Origin of the sequence: Rhodococcus wratislaviensis, assembly GCF_041228765.1 — a bacterium.
Taxonomy (GTDB): Bacteria; Actinomycetota; Actinomycetes; order Mycobacteriales; family Mycobacteriaceae; genus Rhodococcus_F; species Rhodococcus_F wratislaviensis.
The window spans coordinates 1963532-1979901 of the sequence record NZ_CP150488.1; the positions used below are offsets into that span (position 1 = coordinate 1963532).

The window sequence follows — 16370 nt, forward strand, 5'->3', positions numbered from 1 at the left end:
GCGGTGGGGGTCAGAGGATGATCGTGACGACCTTCTCCTCGGTGTTGGCTTCGATTCCGGCCCAGCCGAGTTCGCGGCCGGTGCCGCTGGTCTTCATGCCGCCCCAGGGCAGGGCGGGGTCGATGGGTGCCCAGCCGTTCACCGCGACCGCTCCGGCGCGGACCTTGCCGGCGAGGGTATGGGCGTGGGAGACGTCGCGGGTCCAGATGGAGGCGGCGAGCCCGTAGTCGGTGGCGTTGGCGATCGCGATCGCCTCGTCGGTGCTGTCGAACGCGATGACGGTGCCGACGGGGCCGAAGATCTCCTCCCGCGCGATCGTCATGTCGTTGTTCGCGTCGGCGAAGATGGTCGGCTGGACGAAGAACCCGTCCCCGTCCGGGCGGCCACCGCCGGCGACGACCCGCGCGCCCTCGCTGCGTCCGGACTCGATGTAACCGAGGACGGTGTCGCGCTGCTTCGCGTTGACCAGGGCGCCCATGGTGGTGGCCGGGTCGAACGGGTCGCCGAGGACCTGAGCGGACGCGGCGGCGGCGAGACCGTCGACCACCTGCGAGTACAGCGACCGGTGCACCAGGATGCGGGTGCCCGCGGCGCAGACCTCGCCCTGGTTGAAGAACAGTCCCATCGCGGTGCCGCCCACCGCGGCCTCGACGTCGGCGTCGGGGAGGATGATCTGCGGGGACTTGCCGCCCAGTTCGAGGGTGGTGCGCTTGAACGTGTCGGCGGCGCGCTTGGCGATGATCCGGCCGACGCGGGGGCTGCCGGTGAAGCTGATCTTGTCGACGCCGGGGTGGCCGGCGAGTGCGTCGCCCGTGACCTCGCCGAGGCCGGGCACGATGTTGACGGTGCCGGCGGGCAGTCCGGCCTCCTCCAGCAGCGTCGCCAGGTGCAGGATCGACAGCGGTGCGTCCTCCGGCGGCTTGACCACCAGGGTGTTTCCGGCGGCGAGGGCGGGGGCGATCTTCCACGCCGAGATCATCAGCGGGGTGTTCCAGGGGACGATCGCGCCGATCACGCCGACCGGTTCGCGGACGGTGTACGAGTGGGTGGGACGGCCGAAGTAGCCGGCGGTCGGGATGGACTGGCCGGTGATCTTGTCGGCCCAGCCGGCGAAGTGCCGGAACGTGCCGACGGCCATCGGGATGTCGAGCATGGTGGGCTGGCCGACGGGCTTGCCGACGTCGAGGGCCTCGAGCCGGGCCAGGATCTCGCCGTCGCGTTCGATGAGATCGGCGACCTTGTTCAGGATCCGTCCGCGGGCGGCGCCGGGCAGCGACCCCCATTCACCGTTCAGCTGGGTGCGGGCGGCCCGGACCGCGTCGTCGATGTCCTGCGCGGTTCCGGCGGACACGTCGACGAGGGGCCGGCCGGTGGCCGGGTTCAGGTCCGTGAACGTCCCGCCGTCCGACGCCGGGCGCCACTGTCCGCCGATGAACAGCTGCGTTGCGGTTCCATCAGGAAGCCCTGTGGCACTGACGTTCTCGTGTACTGCGGTCATAGCGTCAACTCTCCCGGTGGTGTTGTGATGGCTGTCACAAGCATGCGGGCGCGGGCGCGGCGTCGTCTTGCACGCACGCGCATGGTTGTTGCTCGTATGCGCACCGATCCACCGTCCGGCGTAGTGAGTCGCAGTTTCCTGACAGTAAACGGCGCTGTTACGATGCGGACGTGACCACTCGACCCGAGACCGAGGTCCACCGCGACACGGGAGACCCCGCGCCCGTCGAACGTGAGGTGCCGTCCGACACGCCTACCGGGCCCGACCTCGAGAAGGTGATCGCCAGACAGGTCCGGTCGCTCCGCAAAGCCAGCGGACTCTCCGTCGGAGACATGGCGGCCAAGGTCGGAATCTCGAAGGCCATGCTGTCGAAGATCGAGAACTCGCAGACCTCCTGCAGTCTGTCGACGCTGGCGCGTCTGGCGGCCGGGCTCGACGTGCCCGTGACCTCGCTGTTCCGGGGTGCCGACACCGCCCGCGACGCCGTATACGTCGAGGCGGGCCACGGTGCCGTCATCGTCGGGCGAGGCACCCGGGTCGGGCACCACTACGAACTTCTCGGCGCACTGCGTGGGCAGCACAAGCGGCTCGAGCCGGTGCTGGTCACGCTCACCGACTCCAGCGAGACGTTTCCGCTGTTCCAGCACGCCGGCACCGAGTTGCTCTACATGCTCGAAGGCGTCATGGTCTACGGGCACGGCGAGGCCGAGTACACGCTGCGGCCCGGGGATTCGCTGCTCCTCGACGGTGAAGGCCTGCACGGTCCCAACGATCTCGTGCGGTTGCCCATCCGGTTCCTCGCCGTCACCGCCTACCCCGACCACCACGAGGACTGACGACGAAATCGCGATTTCGACCTTCCTCGACCCCCGCGCCGGCGCGTAGAGTGGCGGGTGATTTCGAAAGGTCGTGGTTACGGTGCTGGCGACAGTTCAGATAGCGTCCGACGACAAGACCGCGCTGCCCTTCGACCACCTCGAGCCAGTCCACCTGGCCACCGCGGGCACGATCGGTGTTTACTATTTCGACTACGGCACCGACGCGCAGATGCACCCGAACGATCTCGGCGACTTCTACGTCGTGCAGATCCCGCTGTCGGGCACCGCCCGAATTACCTCTGGCGCACAGGAGTTCGATTCGACGATGTCGGTCGCGTCGATTCTGCAGCCCGGACGCCCCGCCACCATGCAGTGGCACGAAGGGCAATCTCAGCTGATCATCCGACTGGCGCGCCTGAGTCTCGAGGAGCATTTGCAGGAAATCCTCGGAAGTCCGCTCGCGGAACCTCTGCGATTCGAGCCGCAGATGGAACTCGGAAGCCCCGCGATCCGCGGGTGGCGGGAGTCGGTCGAACTTCTGGAGCACGAAGTCGCGAATCATGCCGCGATTACTGCAGATTCGTCCGCCATGGAGGAATTCGACCTGATCGTGCTGAGCCAGTTCCTTTCCGCCCAGCCGAACAACTACAGCGCGAGGCTTCGGAATCTGGTCCAGAGCCTGACCTAGCCGGGGACGCGAGAGTGGCCCTGCCCCCGCGGAGTGCTGCGGGTCAGGGCCACTGCCTGTGTCGGACGCTGGGTCAGGCCTTGGCGGGGTCCGCCGCCCTGGTCGTGATTGCTTCTGCACCGAGCACCGCGTCGGTGCCGTGCTTGGACGCGCCAGTGAGGCCGACGGCGTCGAGCACGTAGGCCGTCTCGCCGTGAACGGCCACGTCGAGACCGTCGTATTCGCTTTCCTGGTCGGCGCGGATGCCCATGAACTTCTTCAGTGCCAGGGCGATCACCAGCGTGATCACGAAGCTGTAGACGAGAACGGCTGCCACGGCGACACATTGGCGCCACAGCACGTCGACGCCGCCGCCGTAGAAGAGTCCCGCGGCGCCGCTGGGGGCGGCCGGATCTGCGAGGAATCCGATGAGGACGGTGCCGAGGATGCCGCCGACCAGGTGCACGCCGACGACGTCGAGTGCGTCGTCGTAGCCGAGCCGGTACTTCCAGGAGACCGCGAAGCAGCAGACCGCGCCGGCGGCGCCTCCGACGACCAGTGCGCCGAGGGGTGAGACGGCGCCACAGGCCGGTGTGATGGCGACCAGTGCCGCGATCAGACCCGACGCGGCGCCCAGCGACGTGGCGTGGCCTTCCCTCAGTTTCTCGACGGCCAGCCACGCGCAGATGCCTGCACACGACGCGGCGACGGTGTTGAGGATGACGACGGAAGCGCTGTTACCGGCGGACAGCGCCGAGCCGCCGTTGAACCCGAACCAACCGAAGAACAGGATGCCGGCTCCGAGCATGGTCAGGGGAAGGCTGTGCGGGCGCGGCGAGACGGGGAACGTCTTGCGGGCCCCGAGAACCAGGACGACGGCGAGAGCGGCAACGCCGGCGTTGATGTGTACTGCCGTGCCGCCGGCGAAGTCGACGGCGCCGAGCGTGTTGGCGATCCATCCGCCGATCACCGATCCGTCCTCGGAGTCGAACGCGAACACCCAGTGGGCGACGGGGAAGTAGACGAACGTGGCCCACAGTCCGGCGAACAGCATCCAGGCGCCGAACTTCATCCGGTCGGCCAGCGCACCCGAGATGAGTGCCACGGTGATGCCGGCGAACAACAGCTGGAAACCGGAGACCAGCGCGGGCGGCAGTCCGGGTTCGGCCGGCGCCTCCAGCAGCGCGCTCGAGCCGAAGAATTCGAGGGGGTCGCCCAGGATGCCGAGACCGCCGAGGGAGTTGCCCAGCACGGCGGAGTAGCCGAACACGATCCACAGCACGCCGACGACGGCGAACGCGCCGAACGTCATCATGGCCATGTTGAGCGTGTTGCGCACGCTGACCATTCCGCCGTAGAACATGGCCAGGCCCGGCACCATGAGGCTCACTGCCGTGAAGGCCGCCAAAATCCAGGCGGTGTCGGCCGCAGCGACTGCTTCGTTCATAGTCGTCCACCTTGATCGAGGATGGCGGGACACTCGTTACGTCCGCCGTTGGGAATCAATGTCTAGCCACAGTGAACCAAAGAATAGATTGCGGAAATGGTTCGCCACGTGACGAATACGTAACCGATTTGGGCGTGCGCACCGTTTGTTTCCTGAATTAACAATGTATCGTGACAGTAGACGATGTCAGTGAGGAGAATGTGTGATCACAGTTCGCGAGGCCCGCATCATCCGGCGCTCGGACCGTCTGATCACCCCGTGGGCCAACGGTGCCGGTACGACGGCGGAGATCGCCGCCGGTGCCACGTCCCGGTGGCGTTTCAGCGTCGCGACCCTCGAGGCGTCGTCGACGTTCTCGCCGTTCCCCGGGGTGGATCGGATATTCACGGTGATCGGCGACCATCCCGTGTCGCTCGACTTCGGCGACGCCCCGACCGTGGTTCCGCGGCTGAGTCCGACGGCCTTCGCCGGTGAGCGCGGCCCCGAGTGTGTGGCGGACGGACCGACCGAGGCGTTCAACGTCATGGTGCACAGGTCCACCGCCGCGGCCTCCGTGGACATCGTCGACATCGGAGCGGCGCAGGATGTGAACGCAGGCGGGCGGCTGGCCGTCCTCGTCCTGGTCCTCGGCGGGCGGCTGACGACGCATCTCGGTCCCGTCGAGCCCGGCGACTGCCTCCTCGTCGAGCAGGGGTCGGTCCGCGTGTCCGGGCCGGCGTCGGTCGTGCTGGCGGAGGTCTTCGACCGCACGTGAGTGGCAAAGCGTGCCGGGGCACACTTTGCCACTCACGTAGGGGTCGGCGGCGATGGGAAGATGGCGTTCGTGGACTCCGACGGCCCGCTTGAACGGTTACTGGTGGGGTGATGCACGGTGCATCACTCGGGAGTCTGGTGATGCACGGTGCATCACCGCCCTGATTTTCGCAGATTGCCGTTAGTCGGCATGAGTGCGGGTTTGTTCAGTCCGCCAGCAGCCGCAGGTCGCCGGACCCCGACCGCGGGTGAGTGGCAATGCGTGTCGGGGCACAGTGTCATGTCTCAGAACTTTGAGGACAGTTTCTGATATCGCGTGGTCCTGTCGAGTGCAAGTGTCTGGGCGATCGTGTCGTCGATCATTACGGCGACACGATCGCCCTGCCAGTAGACGGTCGCGGTGGTGTTCTTGTGTCGGCGGCCGAGGATGATCGAGAGCCCGTCGAACTGGATCACGCCGGTACTCGACACCGGCCGGGTGGTGCATCCCGATCGGGCCGCCGAACCGGGGGGCGGGCCGGACGGGATGCGTGGCGTTCCAGCGTTGGTTCGGGGTCATACCGTCGATGCCCTGGTGGCGCCTGTTGTTGTAGAGCTGCCGGTAGGTGTCGAGTTGGGACTGCAGCTCGGTCAGCGTCGCCGCCAGTGGCTGCTTGGCCAACCACTTGCGCAGGGTCTGATGGGCTCGTTCGTTCTTGCCGCAGGTCTGCGGGTGCCGGACCGAGACGCGATCGTCACGGTCCCGAGGGCGGCGAGGTTGCGTTCGACCTCGGACATCCCGCCCCGGCGTTTCCCGGAGAAGGCGAGCCCGTTGTCGGAGAGTAGGTGCACCGGCACCCGTGCCCGTCCATCGCCCGTTGCAGTGCCGCCCACGCGTCGGCGGAGGTTTCGGCCCGGGCGGCATACGAGCACACGTCCAGACGCGAGTGGTCGTCGAGAATCTGCAGGATGCACACCACGGTGCCGTCGGCGAGATAATGCTCGAGGCCGTCGATCTGCCAGCACCCGTTGGGGGCGGAGTACTCGAAACTGCGGCGTGAACGGGGTTTCTTGCGTGGCTGAGGAACGATCTGTCCGCACTCCCTCAGTACCCGGTACACCGTTGAGCGCGACGGGGTCGGGTCGAGTCCCTGGGCCTCGAGGCGCCACACGATCGAGATCGGGCCGTTGTCGAAGCCCTCGTCGTCGAGTTCCTTGCGGGCACGGACGATGGCCTCACACACCTCGGGTCCGGTACGGGTCGGGCTGTGGTGTGGCCGGGTCGAGCGGGTGGTGAACGCTGCGGCGCCCTCGGTGCGGAACCTGCCCACCAGGACGTAGAAGGTATTGCGGGAGATGCCCTGCTCTCGGCACAGGCGGGACACGTTCACCCGTGCCCCGCCTGCGACCGCCGAGACCGTGGCCACGATGTCCGGATTCATCGAAAACCCTTTTCCACCCATGCCCGATTGTCACGGGCACGGGTCGTCAGTGTCCTCGATGTCCTGAAACATCGACAGTCCTACATGTCCTGAACTCAGACAGAGTGTCGGGCACACCTTGCCACTCACCTGGGGGTCGGCGACGATGTGAAGATGGTGTTCGTGGACTCTGACGGCCCCGCTTGAACGGCTACTGCGTCGGGTGATGCACCACGCATCACCCACCTCGTTCGTCCGCCGATTGTCGTTCGTCGTCATGAGTGCGGGTTTGCCGGTTTGATCAAAGGGGGCTGCGGGCACACCGGTCCAGTCCGCCGGCAGCTGCAGGTCGCCGGACCCCGGCCGCGGGTGTGTGGCAAAGCGTGCCGGGGCACACTTTGCCACTCACGTGCAGGGACTACCTCGCGGTCGACAGAATCCGGCGTAGCCGCTCGATCGCGCGCTCGGTCGCGGGACGATCTTTCGCGACGAGCTGGTGCATGATGAATCCCTCGATCGCCGAGTACACCAGCAGGGTCAGGTCTTCGTCGGCGGTGATGCCCAGGCGGGTCAGCGCCTGGGACGTCGCCTCGATATACGTGGCGTACAGCAGTTTCACGTGCGGGTCGAGGCGTGGGGTCCGCCGGGACTCGAGCATCAGCTCGTACTGGAACACCTGGAGGTCGGGGTCGCGGGCGACGAGGTCGGTGAGGTGTTCGACGAAGTGGTCGAGCGACGATCCGGCGGCGATGTCGGCGAAGACACTCGCACTCTTGTCCAGTGCGTAACGGAGTGCGGCGTCGACGAGGGCGTCCGTCGACCCGACGCTGCGCAGGACGCCCTCGATCGAGACACCGGACTCCCGGGCGACAGCCTGGGTCGTCAGCCCGCGCAGGCCGTCGCGGGCGATCACGGAGACCGTGGCGAGAACGAGGTCGAGAGCCTGATCGCTCTGGGGCGCTGCCTGCCGCGGCCGCCTGTCGGCCAGCGTCACGGTTCCACATTCCCATGAGTCAGCAGCCATCTCAGGGCAGGTTCCCGGGTACGGCTGATGCCCTTGTATTCGGCCATGTCCACCGGGAGGTCCTCGAGCACCCGGTACAGACGCCCGCCCCACTCCGGAACGGACGCGACGTCCCGCAGCGGAAGCAGATACGTCCGGATCAGGAACATGACGACGCCGGAGTGGGAGAGCCGGATCAGATGCTGCACTTCGGTTCTCAGGAACAGGCGGTCCCCGACCTCGTCCAGCGGACCGTCGGCGAGGGTGCGCCGGTCCTTCCCCCACTCCGGGTAGGTCTCGGTCGACGTGTCGAGCTTGCCGTCGACGGTCAACGTCCAATTGGTGCGCCGATAGCTCTGGCCGGGCTCGAGCCGCATCAGGAAGTTGTGTGCGCGGGTGATGATCTTCTCGCTGTGGACGCGGGGGACGGGGCCGTGGATCTCGAGGAAGCTCATGCCCACGTCGAATCCGAAGGACCAGTCCGCCGCGAACGTCACCAGCCCGGCGTCGCCCCACAATTCGCCCTCACGTTGATCGAGGAGCACGACGTCCTCCTGGATCTGGCCGCAGATGTACATCAGCGGTGGCGCCGGCAACGTATCGAGATCCCCGAACACGAAGCTGTGCTCGATCCCGAGAAGGTCGTTCTTCCAGAACCACCCGTCCGCGCGCTGTTCGAGGGTCATGGTGTGGGGGTATTCGTCGGCGAGGGTGCGCATCAGTGTGAGCATCGCGTCCCAGGCGGCGGGGACCATGTGGGACAGGCACTGGTGCCGCGACGGATCCTCGGCCAGGATTCGCTCGCGCTCGGCCAGTTCCCGGTGGTAGTCGGCGTCGATGGCGATGCGGGTATCACCCCAGCTGCCGGCCACGGTGTCGGTGCGGTGTCCGGCCGGTTCGACGTTGGTGCTGTAGCGGTACCGGTCGCGGGGGAAGGGGAACGGAAAGCGCGTGATGTGGTCGGCACGCGAGTCGGTCGATGTCACAGATCCAGCTCCAATCGGTCTCCTGCGGAACGTGATACGCACGGCATGATCGAATCTCCGGAGGCCTTCTCCTCGTCGGTGAGGAAGAGGTCGCGGTGTTCGATCTCGCCGCCGCGAACCGACAGCCGGCATTCGCCGCACACACCCTGCCGGCAGAGGTTCGGGACGTTGATTCCCTTGTCCAGCAACGCCTCGAGGAGGCTGGTTCCCGAGGGCACGGGCACGATCATCCCGGTGCGCCCGAGCGTGGCGGCGAAGGGCGCCCCCTCGGGCAGCGGGCCCGCCCCGAACGCTTCCGAGTGCACGCGCCCCGGCGGCCAGCCGCAGTCGCGGGCCCACTCGGCCACGGCGGAGATCATCGGCGCCGGACCGCACGTGTACACGTGGGTGCCGAGCGGTTGGTCCGCCAGTTTCGGGATCAGGCGGTCCGCGAGTTCTCCGGGCGTGGAGACCGTGGTCATCCGGTCGCCGCACAGCGCAGCCAATTCGTCGGCGTGCGCTCCCGACTGATCGCGGAAGGAGTAGATCACTTCGAACGAACGACCCCACTCGAGGGCCGCCCGCACGTGCGACAGGATCGGCGTGACACCGATTCCGCCCGCGACCAGCAGGTGGTGCCGAGCATTGAGCACGGGAGCGAATGCGCTGCGCGGAAGGCTCACGCGGACGCGCTGATCCGGCTGGAGGTCGTGGACCCAGCGCGAACCGCCGTGGCCGTTCTCGTCGAGCCGGACCGAGATCGCATAGTGGTCCGGCTCGATCGAGGGGCCGGTGAGCGAGTACGAGTTCTGCCGACCCTCCGCCCAGTTGACCGCGATGTTGCTGCCCGGGGTGAACGACGGCAGGGTGCGGCGCGCCGGGTCCGCGAGGACGATGTGACGGATGCCCGGGCACAGCAATCGTGCCTCGCGCACCGTCAGGGTCAGTCCTCCGGTAATGCTCTCGCCAGCAACTGTTTCGAGGGCCGTGGTCATGGCATTTCCTCCGAGTCGGCGCGGTATCCCAGGTAGGCGCTGTGGCGCCGGGAGTAGTGGTAGTAGACGGTGAGTTCGGCGGAACACCCCGCGCACGGTGTCCGGCCGCCGATGGCGACCGGCACCGAGGACGACGTCGTGTGGCAGTGCGCGCAGAACACGTCGCGCACCGGGGCGCCGGGGTCGGTGATCACCGCGGCGATCTCCGCGGGCACCGCGCCCGCGGAGATGAGCCGAGTGCGTATCGCCCCCACCGTCCGCTCGGAGCCCGCCACGACGAACCGCCATCCGATGCGCGCCTCGGACAGCAGGTCGTCGAGCCCGCCGAACCCGGATCCGGCCACGTCGTCGACGGTCACCGCGTGAGTCGGCACCGGGGCGACCCGCTCGGACAGCTCGCGTGTCGCCTGCGCGCTGACCGAGCTGTCCGAGACGAGTGCGTACCGGGTGACGCGAGCGCCGGCCGCCAGTTCGTCGACGGCCGAGTAATCGGATCGCCACCGTGGGACGCTCGTCGACCTCATCGAGACCGCCATCGCGGATCAGGGCGCGAAGGAACGGTGGCCGACGAAGTAGGCCAGTGCGCGGTCGGGGGTGGTGAAGCGGATACGCGAGCCTCTGGGGAAGAAGATCGCATCCTTCGCCTTCGCCACCTCGACCTGGCCGGTGTCGAGGTTCTCGAGGGTGAACTCCCCTTCGAGGACGACCTTCATCTCGTCGTAGGCGTAGTAGTAGTCGAGTGGGGCGTCGGTGCGCTGGAGTTCGAAGTAGCCGGCCGACATCTCCGAGCCGTCCGGGTTGGCGAAGACGTCGTCGATGTATCCCTTGGTGCCCGGGTACTCCGACACCGGCATCTGCGGCAGGTTCTCGTGGAATCCGGCGGTGACGCGGAACGGGACGGCGGTGGGCTTGTCGGTCGTGGTCATGGGTTCTCCCTGAAGGCGTGGTGAGTGGATCCGCGACCTCCTCGACATGAAACGAGGAGTAGCAACAGGAAACCACAAGACATATTTCGATGGCGTAAATCAATCTGGCAAGGCCGTAAACGTGCAGATCAGCGCGAGGATCGTTATCGAAAGAGGGTCTGAACGAAGTGATTTGGTGATGCACCAACAACGTTGCCGTAACACGATCGACATAGTAGAACTGTTTCATAGTGAACAACAGCGATTCATGAGGTGAAACGAACCGCTACCCAAGCCGACAGCGCCCGATCATCCGGCCGAATGAAGGAAGCAACGTGACACAGACAGCAAAGTTCGTGATCGTCGGTGGGGGACTCGAAGGTCTCGCCATCGCGTGGTCGCTCGCGGACCGCGGAGAGACCGATGTCCTGGTCCTCGAGCGTGACACCTTGTGCTCGGGCATGACCGGGAAGTCCAGCGGCGTGGTCCGGTGCCACTACGGGACGCCGTCGCTGGCGGCGATGTCGTGGTACGGCGTCGACATCTTCACCCGGGCCACGGAGATCTTCGGCGACGACATGGCGTTCCGCCAGTGCGGATACGTCGTCGGCGTCGGTGAGAACAACATCGACCCGCTGAAGGCGAACGTCGCGATGATGCAGGGCCTCGGTATCGACGTCGACTACATCGGCCACGACAAGATGGCCGAACTGTGGCCGGGGCTGCACCTCGACGACTTCGCCGCCTTCGCCTACGAGCCACTCGGTGGTCGTGGTGAGGCGTACATGGCCGGCATGGCGTTCGGTGCGTCGGCGCGCAAGCTGGGTGTCACGATCCGCCAGAGCACGCCGGTGGCGTCGCTGCTGCAGAACGCGGACGGCCGCATCTACGGGGTGACGCTCACGAACGGTGACGAGGTGCATGCCGAGCAGGTGATCCTCGCGACCGGTCCGTGGGCCCCCGAACTCGGCGCCGGTGTCGGCGTCGACATCCCGGTGAAAGCCCAACGGGCGCAGCTCGTCCTGATCGATCAGGGCGTTCCGACTCCGGAGGTGCCGGTGCTGTCGGACCTCGCGGGACTGCAATATATCTGCCGCGAGCCGAACGGGGAACTGCTCGTCGGCAACAGCGACCACGCCGCACCCGAGTACATCGACCCCGACAAGTACAGCAACCGCGCAGACGACAGCACCATCGAGAAGAACATCGGCAAGCTCGGGAACCGTCTGCCCGACATGCCCGACCCGCGGATCACCTCGAGCTATGTCGGCGCGTACGACGTGACACCCGACTACAACCCGATCATCGGACCCGCGCCGGTCGACGGACTGTTCCTGGCCACCGGGTTCTCCGGTCACGGTTTCAAGATCTCGCCCGCGGTCGGCCGCCTCGTCGCCGACATGCTCCTCGACGACGGCAAGACCGGCCTCCCGAACGTCGAGCCGTCCGACTTCCGCTACTCGCGCTTCGAGGAGGGCGACCTCCTCTTCAGCCTGCATCCCTACGAGGGCGCCGGCGAGATGCGCTGACCCACAGACCCCCTCACCCGTAGACCACCAGTTCAGGAGCTACCCATGGCTGTCGACACTGCTGACGCGTTCACCGCGCAGAACATCGTGACAACCCCACCGCAGACCTTGTCCGAGGTGGCCCGGGCCACCGGAACCACCTTCATCCTCGCCCTGTTCGTGACGCTGTCCGGCAAGCCGTGCGCCAAACTGGTCCCGATCGAGGCCGTCGAGCAGCTTCAGGACGACGGCGTGGGCTTCGCCGGGTACGCGGCGGGGCACATGGGGCAGGAGCCCAAGGACTCCGATCTCGTTGCTGTACCGGATGTCTCGTCGTTCACACCGATTCCGTTCGTGAAGCCCGGGCTGGCGATCGTGCACTGCGACCCGCACGTGGAGGGAAAGCCCTGGCCGTATGCGCCGCGGGTGATCCTGAAGGAGACGCTGAAGAAGGCATCCGATCTCGGCCTGTTCGTCAACGTCGGCGCGGAGATCGAGTACTTCCTCGTCCACCGCGTCGGAGACGGCGCCCTCACCACCGCCGATACGGCCGACGTCAGCCGTCAGCCGTGTTACGACGCCCGCGACGTCACCCGGATGTACGACCATCTGACCGAGGTGTCCGCGGCCATGAACACCCTCGGGTGGGGCAACTACGCCAACGACCACGAGGACGGTAACGGGCAGTTCGAGCAGAACTTCGACTACGCCGACGCCATGACCACTGCCGACCGGGTGATCACGGCCCGGTACCTGCTGTCCGTGATCGCCGAGAAGCGCGGCATGAAGGCCACGTTCATGCCCAAACCCTTCTCCGACCGCACCGGTTCCGGCATGCACCTGCACCTGTCGCTGTGGAACGACGCCGGTTCGGTGTTCCCGGACGGGGACGACCCGAAGGGGCTGGGACTGTCGAGGACGGCGTACGCGTTCATCGCGGGAATTCTCGAGCACGCGTGCGCACTGCAGGGGGTGATCGCCCCGACGGTCAACTCGTACAAGCGGACCGGCGCCACCTCGACGAGCAGCGGTGCCACCTGGTCGCCTCGGTACGCCACCTACGGTGGCAACGACCGCACCCACTACCTCCGGGTTCCCGACAGGAACCGGGTGGAACTGCGCGGCGGCGACGGCTCGGCCAACCCCTACCTCGCCGCGGCCACCGCCATCGCCGCCGGCCTGGACGGCATCGAACGGGATCTCGACCCGGGCACCCCCGGCTCCGGCGACAGTCCCAGCGACATGCTGCCGATGACGCTGCTGCACGCGATGGACGCACTCGAATCGGATCCGGTGGTGACGGGCGCCCTCGACGTCGCAGGCCCCGGTGTGGCCGAGTACTTCGCGAAACTCAAGCGCGAGGAGTTCTTCGCCTGGCACAACACCGTCTCCCCCTGGGAACTCGACCACTACCTGACAGCGTTCTGACAGACCTCCCGAAAGGAGACATCCATGTGTGGAATCGTCGGACTTCACCTGCGTGAGCCGTCCCTGTACCCACAACTCGGCGCCCTGCTCACCGACATGCTCGGTCAGATGTGCGACCGCGGACCCGATTCCGCAGGCATGGCGATTTACGGGGACCGGGCCTGGTCCCCGGTCGGTGAATCCACCGTCTCGCTGCTCGACTGCCCCGTCCCCGCAGCGGAACTCGCCGCAACGCTGTCGGCGTCCCTCGACACCACCGTCACCGGAATCGACCTGCACCCGACGACGATCCTGCACGGCGTCGTCGGCGCGGCCGATCTCGCGGCTGCCGTGCGCAGTGTGGTGCCGTCGGTGCGGGTCATCGGCTTCGGTGACGACCTGACCGTCCTCAAGGGCGTCGGAAACCCCATCGACCTGGCGAACCGGTTCGGGCTGCCGTCGGCGAGTGGATGGCAGGGTGTCGCGCACACCCGCATGGCCACCGAATCCGCGGTGACCGCCGAGGGTTCGCACCCGTTCTCCGTCGGCCCCGACCAGTGCCTCGTGCACAACGGCTCGTTCTCGAACCACATGAGCATCAAGCATCAGCTCGAACGTGACGGCGTCCTGTTCGACAGCGCCAACGACACCGAGGTCGGGGCGCGGTTCGTCGCCAAGCAACTCGCCGAGGGCGTCGACCTGGACAAGGCGCTGCTGATGCTGAACGAGACGTTCGACGGTTTCTACACCCTGCTCGTCTCGACGGCCGACTCGTTCGCCGTGGTCCGGGACGCCATCTCCTGCAAGCCCGCCGTCATCGCCGAGACCGACCAGTGGGTCGCGATGGCCTCCGAATACCGCGCCCTGGCGAACCTGCCCGGCGTCGACAACGCCCGAATCTTCGAGCCCGAACCGGAAGAGGTGTACGTATGGCACCGGTAGCCACCACCGAAGCGACTGTCCTGAACCTGGAGACGTCGAGTACCCGTGCCGTCAACGAGCGGCTCACCTCGCCGGAAGCCCCGAAGGCGGTGACCGTCACCGGCCCGCAGGGCGCGCACGCACTGGCCTGCGGCCTGGATTCCGACATCGACGTCACCATCGAGGGTCACGTCGGCTACTACTGCGCCGGCATGAACCAGCACGCGACGGTGACCGTCACCGGCAACGCCGGGGTCGGGGTCGCCGAGAACATGATGTCGGGGGCGGTGCACGTCAAGGGTGATGCGTCGCAGTCCGCGGGCGCCACCGCCCACGGCGGCCTGCTCGTGATCGACGGCAACGCCGCCGCCCGCTGCGGCATCTCGATGAAGGGCGTCGACATCGTCGTCGGCGGCAACATCGGCCACATGTCCGCGTTCATGGGTCAGGCCGGACGTCTCGTCGTCCTCGGCGACGCCGGCGAGGCCCTCGGCGACTCGCTGTACGAGGCCCGCATCTACGTGCGCGGCACCGTCGCCTCCCTCGGCGCCGACTGCATCAAGAAGGAGATGCGCGAGGAGCACCTGACGGAACTGCGGGAGCTGCTGGATCGGGCCGGTTTCGACGCCGACCCGTCCGAGTTCACCCGCTACGGCTCTGCCCGCCAGCTCTACAACTTCCACGTCGACAACGCCAGCGCGTACTAGGAGAACCGTCATGAACACCCCGAACCCGGCCCTGCGCGAATCGGCGACGTTCGACCGCGGCGTCATCTCCGAGATCCAGCGGGCCGCCGAGACCGGCATCTACGACATCCGCGGGTGGGGTGCCAAGCGCAAGCTGCCGCACTTCGACGACCTGCTGTTCCTCGGCGCCTCGATGTCGCGGTACCCGCTCGAGGGCTACCGCGAGAAGTGCGACACCGACGTCGTGCTCGGCGACCGCAACGCCAAGTTCCCGCTGCACCTCGACATCCCGATCACCATCGCCGGCATGAGCTTCGGCGCACTGTCCGGGCAGGCGAAGGAGGCCCTCGGCCGCGGCGCCAGCGAGGTCGGTACGTCCACCACCACCGGTGACGGCGGCATGACCCCCGAGGAGCGGGGGCAGTCGAAGAACCTCGTCTACCAGTACCTGCCGTCGCGGTACGGGATGAACCCGGACGACCTGCGCAAGGCCGACGCCATCGAGATCGTCCTCGGCCAGGGCGCCAAGCCCGGCGGCGGCGGAATGCTACTGGGACAGAAGATCACCGAACGCGTCGCCGGGATGCGCACCCTCCCGATGGGTGTCGACCAGCGGTCGGCGTGCAGGCACCCCGACTGGACCGGCCCCGACGACCTCGCCATCAAGATCATCGAACTGCGCGAGATCACCAACTGGGAGAAGCCGATCTACATCAAGGTCGGCGCCACCCGCACCTACTACGACGTGAAGCTCGCCGTGAAGGCCGGCGCGGACGTCGTCGTGGTCGACGGCATGCAGGGCGGCACCGCCGCCACGCAGGACGTGTTCATCGAGCACGTCGGCATCCCCACCCTCGCCGCGATCCCGCAGGCGGTCCAGGCGCTGCAGGAACTCGGGGTGCACCGAAAGGTCCAGCTCATCGTGTCCGGGGGGATCCGCAGCGGCGCGGACGTCGCGAAGGCCATGGCCCTCGGGGCGGACGCCGTCGCCATCGGCACCGCCGCCCTGATCGCGCTGGGCGACAACAGCCCCCGCTACGCGAAGCAGTACGAGGAACTCGGTTCCGCGGCCGGGTTCTACGACGACTTCCAGGCCGGCAAGGACCCCGCCGGGATCACCACCCAGGACCCGGAGCTGTCGAAGAACCTCGACCCCGTCGAGGGCGGCCGCCGGCTCGCGAACTACCTGCGGGTGCTCACCATGGAAGCGCAGACCCTCGCCCGCGCCTGCGGCAAGTCGCACCTGCGCAACCTCGAACCCGAGGACCTCGTCGCCCTCACCGTCGAGGCGTCGGCGATGGCCCGCGTGCCCCTCGCCGGAACCACCTGGATCCCCGGCGCCCTGTAGGGCGGCTCCGCCGCCCGTGCGTGCTTAAGGAGTCCAGGGACTCGCTAAC

17 protein-coding genes and 1 pseudogene are annotated in these 16370 nt (G+C 67.3%); 8 read left to right on the plus strand and 10 right to left on the minus strand.

The window, feature by feature from the left end; all coding sequences use genetic code 11:
* Positions 1-10: 10 nt before the first annotated feature.
* Positions 11-1498, minus strand: a complete 1488-nt coding sequence (gene styD, locus WKC72_RS08770) for a phenylacetaldehyde dehydrogenase StyD (RefSeq protein WP_370182326.1) — start codon at positions 1496-1498, stop codon at positions 11-13.
* A 170-nt stretch (positions 1499-1668) separates the two neighbouring features.
* Here styD and WKC72_RS08775 point away from each other — a divergent pair, with 170 nt between their 5' ends.
* On the plus strand, positions 1669-2334 hold the full coding sequence (locus WKC72_RS08775; RefSeq protein WP_005255983.1) for an XRE family transcriptional regulator: 666 nt from the start codon (positions 1669-1671) through the stop codon (positions 2332-2334).
* 73 nt (positions 2335-2407) lie between these two features.
* Positions 2408-3004, plus strand: a complete 597-nt coding sequence (locus WKC72_RS08780) for a transcriptional regulator (protein ID WP_370182327.1) — start codon at positions 2408-2410, stop codon at positions 3002-3004.
* 73 nt (positions 3005-3077) lie between these two features.
* On the opposite strand, the gene WKC72_RS08785 is transcribed toward WKC72_RS08780, so the two are convergent.
* Positions 3078-4430 carry an ammonium transporter gene (locus WKC72_RS08785; protein ID WP_370182328.1) on the minus strand — a complete coding sequence of 451 codons (1353 nt, stop codon included), beginning with the start codon at positions 4428-4430 and terminating at the stop codon, positions 3078-3080.
* Between the two features lie 202 nt (positions 4431-4632).
* On the opposite strand from WKC72_RS08785, the gene WKC72_RS08790 reads away from it, so the two are divergent.
* Positions 4633-5184 (plus strand): HutD family protein, encoded by a 552-nt coding sequence (locus WKC72_RS08790; protein WP_370182329.1) that lies wholly within the window; start codon positions 4633-4635, stop codon positions 5182-5184.
* Between the two features lie 284 nt (positions 5185-5468).
* Here WKC72_RS08790 and WKC72_RS08795 read toward each other — a convergent pair whose 3' ends face one another.
* From WKC72_RS08795 to WKC72_RS08830, 8 genes and pseudogenes are all read right to left on the minus strand, one after another.
* Entirely contained in the window at positions 5469-5639 is a 171-nt protein-coding gene (locus tag WKC72_RS08795) for a hypothetical protein (RefSeq protein WP_370184661.1), read from the minus strand.
* Positions 5640-5745: 106 nt separating this feature from the next.
* Positions 5746-5892: pseudogene (locus WKC72_RS08800) on the minus strand (integrase core domain-containing protein); the annotation flags it as partial.
* A 25-nt stretch (positions 5893-5917) separates the two neighbouring features.
* Positions 5918-6604, minus strand: a complete 687-nt coding sequence (locus WKC72_RS08805; protein ID WP_370182330.1) for a leucine zipper domain-containing protein — start codon at positions 6602-6604, stop codon at positions 5918-5920.
* Between the two features lie 397 nt (positions 6605-7001).
* Entirely contained in the window at positions 7002-7577 is a 576-nt protein-coding gene (locus WKC72_RS08810) for a TetR/AcrR family transcriptional regulator (protein WP_268789361.1), read from the minus strand.
* On the minus strand, positions 7574-8572 hold the full coding sequence (locus WKC72_RS08815; protein ID WP_370182331.1) for a DUF3445 domain-containing protein: 999 nt from the start codon (positions 8570-8572) through the stop codon (positions 7574-7576). The genes WKC72_RS08810 and WKC72_RS08815 overlap by 4 nt, the downstream gene beginning before the upstream one ends.
* Positions 8569-9546, minus strand: coding sequence for a 2Fe-2S iron-sulfur cluster-binding protein (locus WKC72_RS08820; RefSeq protein WP_370182332.1), 978 nt, complete (start codon positions 9544-9546; stop codon positions 8569-8571). Before WKC72_RS08820 ends, WKC72_RS08815 begins: the two co-directional genes overlap by 4 nt.
* Complete coding sequence (locus tag WKC72_RS08825; RefSeq protein ID WP_370182333.1) at positions 9543-10070, minus strand: dimethylamine monooxygenase subunit DmmA family protein; 528 nt, start codon at positions 10068-10070, stop codon at positions 9543-9545. Before WKC72_RS08825 ends, WKC72_RS08820 begins: the two co-directional genes overlap by 4 nt.
* An 18-nt stretch (positions 10071-10088) precedes the next feature.
* Entirely contained in the window at positions 10089-10472 is a 384-nt protein-coding gene (locus WKC72_RS08830) for an ethanolamine utilization protein (protein WP_005250830.1), read from the minus strand.
* Between the two features lie 314 nt (positions 10473-10786).
* Between WKC72_RS08830 and WKC72_RS08835 the strand changes: the two genes are divergently transcribed.
* Genes WKC72_RS08835 through WKC72_RS08855 form a run of 5 tightly spaced genes read left to right on the plus strand, consistent with a single transcriptional unit; the run spans position 10787 to position 16321 of the window.
* Positions 10787-11980: an NAD(P)/FAD-dependent oxidoreductase gene (locus WKC72_RS08835; protein ID WP_370182334.1), complete on the plus strand. Its 1194-nt coding sequence runs from the start codon at positions 10787-10789 to the stop codon at positions 11978-11980.
* Between the two features lie 45 nt (positions 11981-12025).
* Positions 12026-13387, plus strand: coding sequence for a type III glutamate--ammonia ligase (gene glnT / locus WKC72_RS08840; RefSeq protein WP_268789366.1), 1362 nt, complete (start codon positions 12026-12028; stop codon positions 13385-13387).
* A gap of 24 nt (positions 13388-13411) precedes the next feature.
* Entirely contained in the window at positions 13412-14308 is an 897-nt protein-coding gene (locus WKC72_RS08845; protein WP_037231159.1) for a glutamine amidotransferase family protein, read from the plus strand.
* Positions 14296-14994, plus strand: coding sequence for a protein glxC (locus WKC72_RS08850; protein ID WP_370182335.1), 699 nt, complete (start codon positions 14296-14298; stop codon positions 14992-14994). The genes WKC72_RS08845 and WKC72_RS08850 overlap by 13 nt, the downstream gene beginning before the upstream one ends.
* A 10-nt stretch (positions 14995-15004) precedes the next feature.
* Positions 15005-16321, plus strand: coding sequence for an FMN-binding glutamate synthase family protein (locus WKC72_RS08855; protein WP_005569862.1), 1317 nt, complete (start codon positions 15005-15007; stop codon positions 16319-16321).
* Positions 16322-16370 lie beyond the last annotated feature (49 nt).

Excerpts from the sequence above, each read along its gene's own strand:
- styD (WP_370182326.1), bottom strand. The coding sequence starts at position 1,498 with ATGACCGCAGTACACGAGAACGTCAGTGCCACAGGGCTTCCTGATGGA.
- WKC72_RS08785 (WP_370182328.1), bottom strand. The coding sequence starts at position 4,430 with ATGAACGAAGCAGTCGCTGCGGCCGACACCGCCTGGATTTTGGCGGCC.
- WKC72_RS08805 (WP_370182330.1), bottom strand. The coding sequence starts at position 6,604 with ATGAATCCGGACATCGTGGCCACGGTCTCGGCGGTCGCAGGCGGGGCA.
- WKC72_RS08820 (WP_370182332.1), bottom strand. The coding sequence starts at position 9,546 with ATGACCACGGCCCTCGAAACAGTTGCTGGCGAGAGCATTACCGGAGGA.
- WKC72_RS08825 (WP_370182333.1), bottom strand. The coding sequence starts at position 10,070 with ATGAGGTCGACGAGCGTCCCACGGTGGCGATCCGATTACTCGGCCGTC.
- WKC72_RS08830 (WP_005250830.1), bottom strand. The coding sequence starts at position 10,472 with ATGACCACGACCGACAAGCCCACCGCCGTCCCGTTCCGCGTCACCGCC.
- glnT (WP_268789366.1), top strand. The coding sequence starts at position 12,026 with ATGGCTGTCGACACTGCTGACGCGTTCACCGCGCAGAACATCGTGACA.
- WKC72_RS08845 (WP_037231159.1), top strand. The coding sequence starts at position 13,412 with ATGTGTGGAATCGTCGGACTTCACCTGCGTGAGCCGTCCCTGTACCCA.
- WKC72_RS08850 (WP_370182335.1), top strand. The coding sequence starts at position 14,296 with ATGGCACCGGTAGCCACCACCGAAGCGACTGTCCTGAACCTGGAGACG.
- WKC72_RS08855 (WP_005569862.1), top strand. The coding sequence starts at position 15,005 with ATGAACACCCCGAACCCGGCCCTGCGCGAATCGGCGACGTTCGACCGC.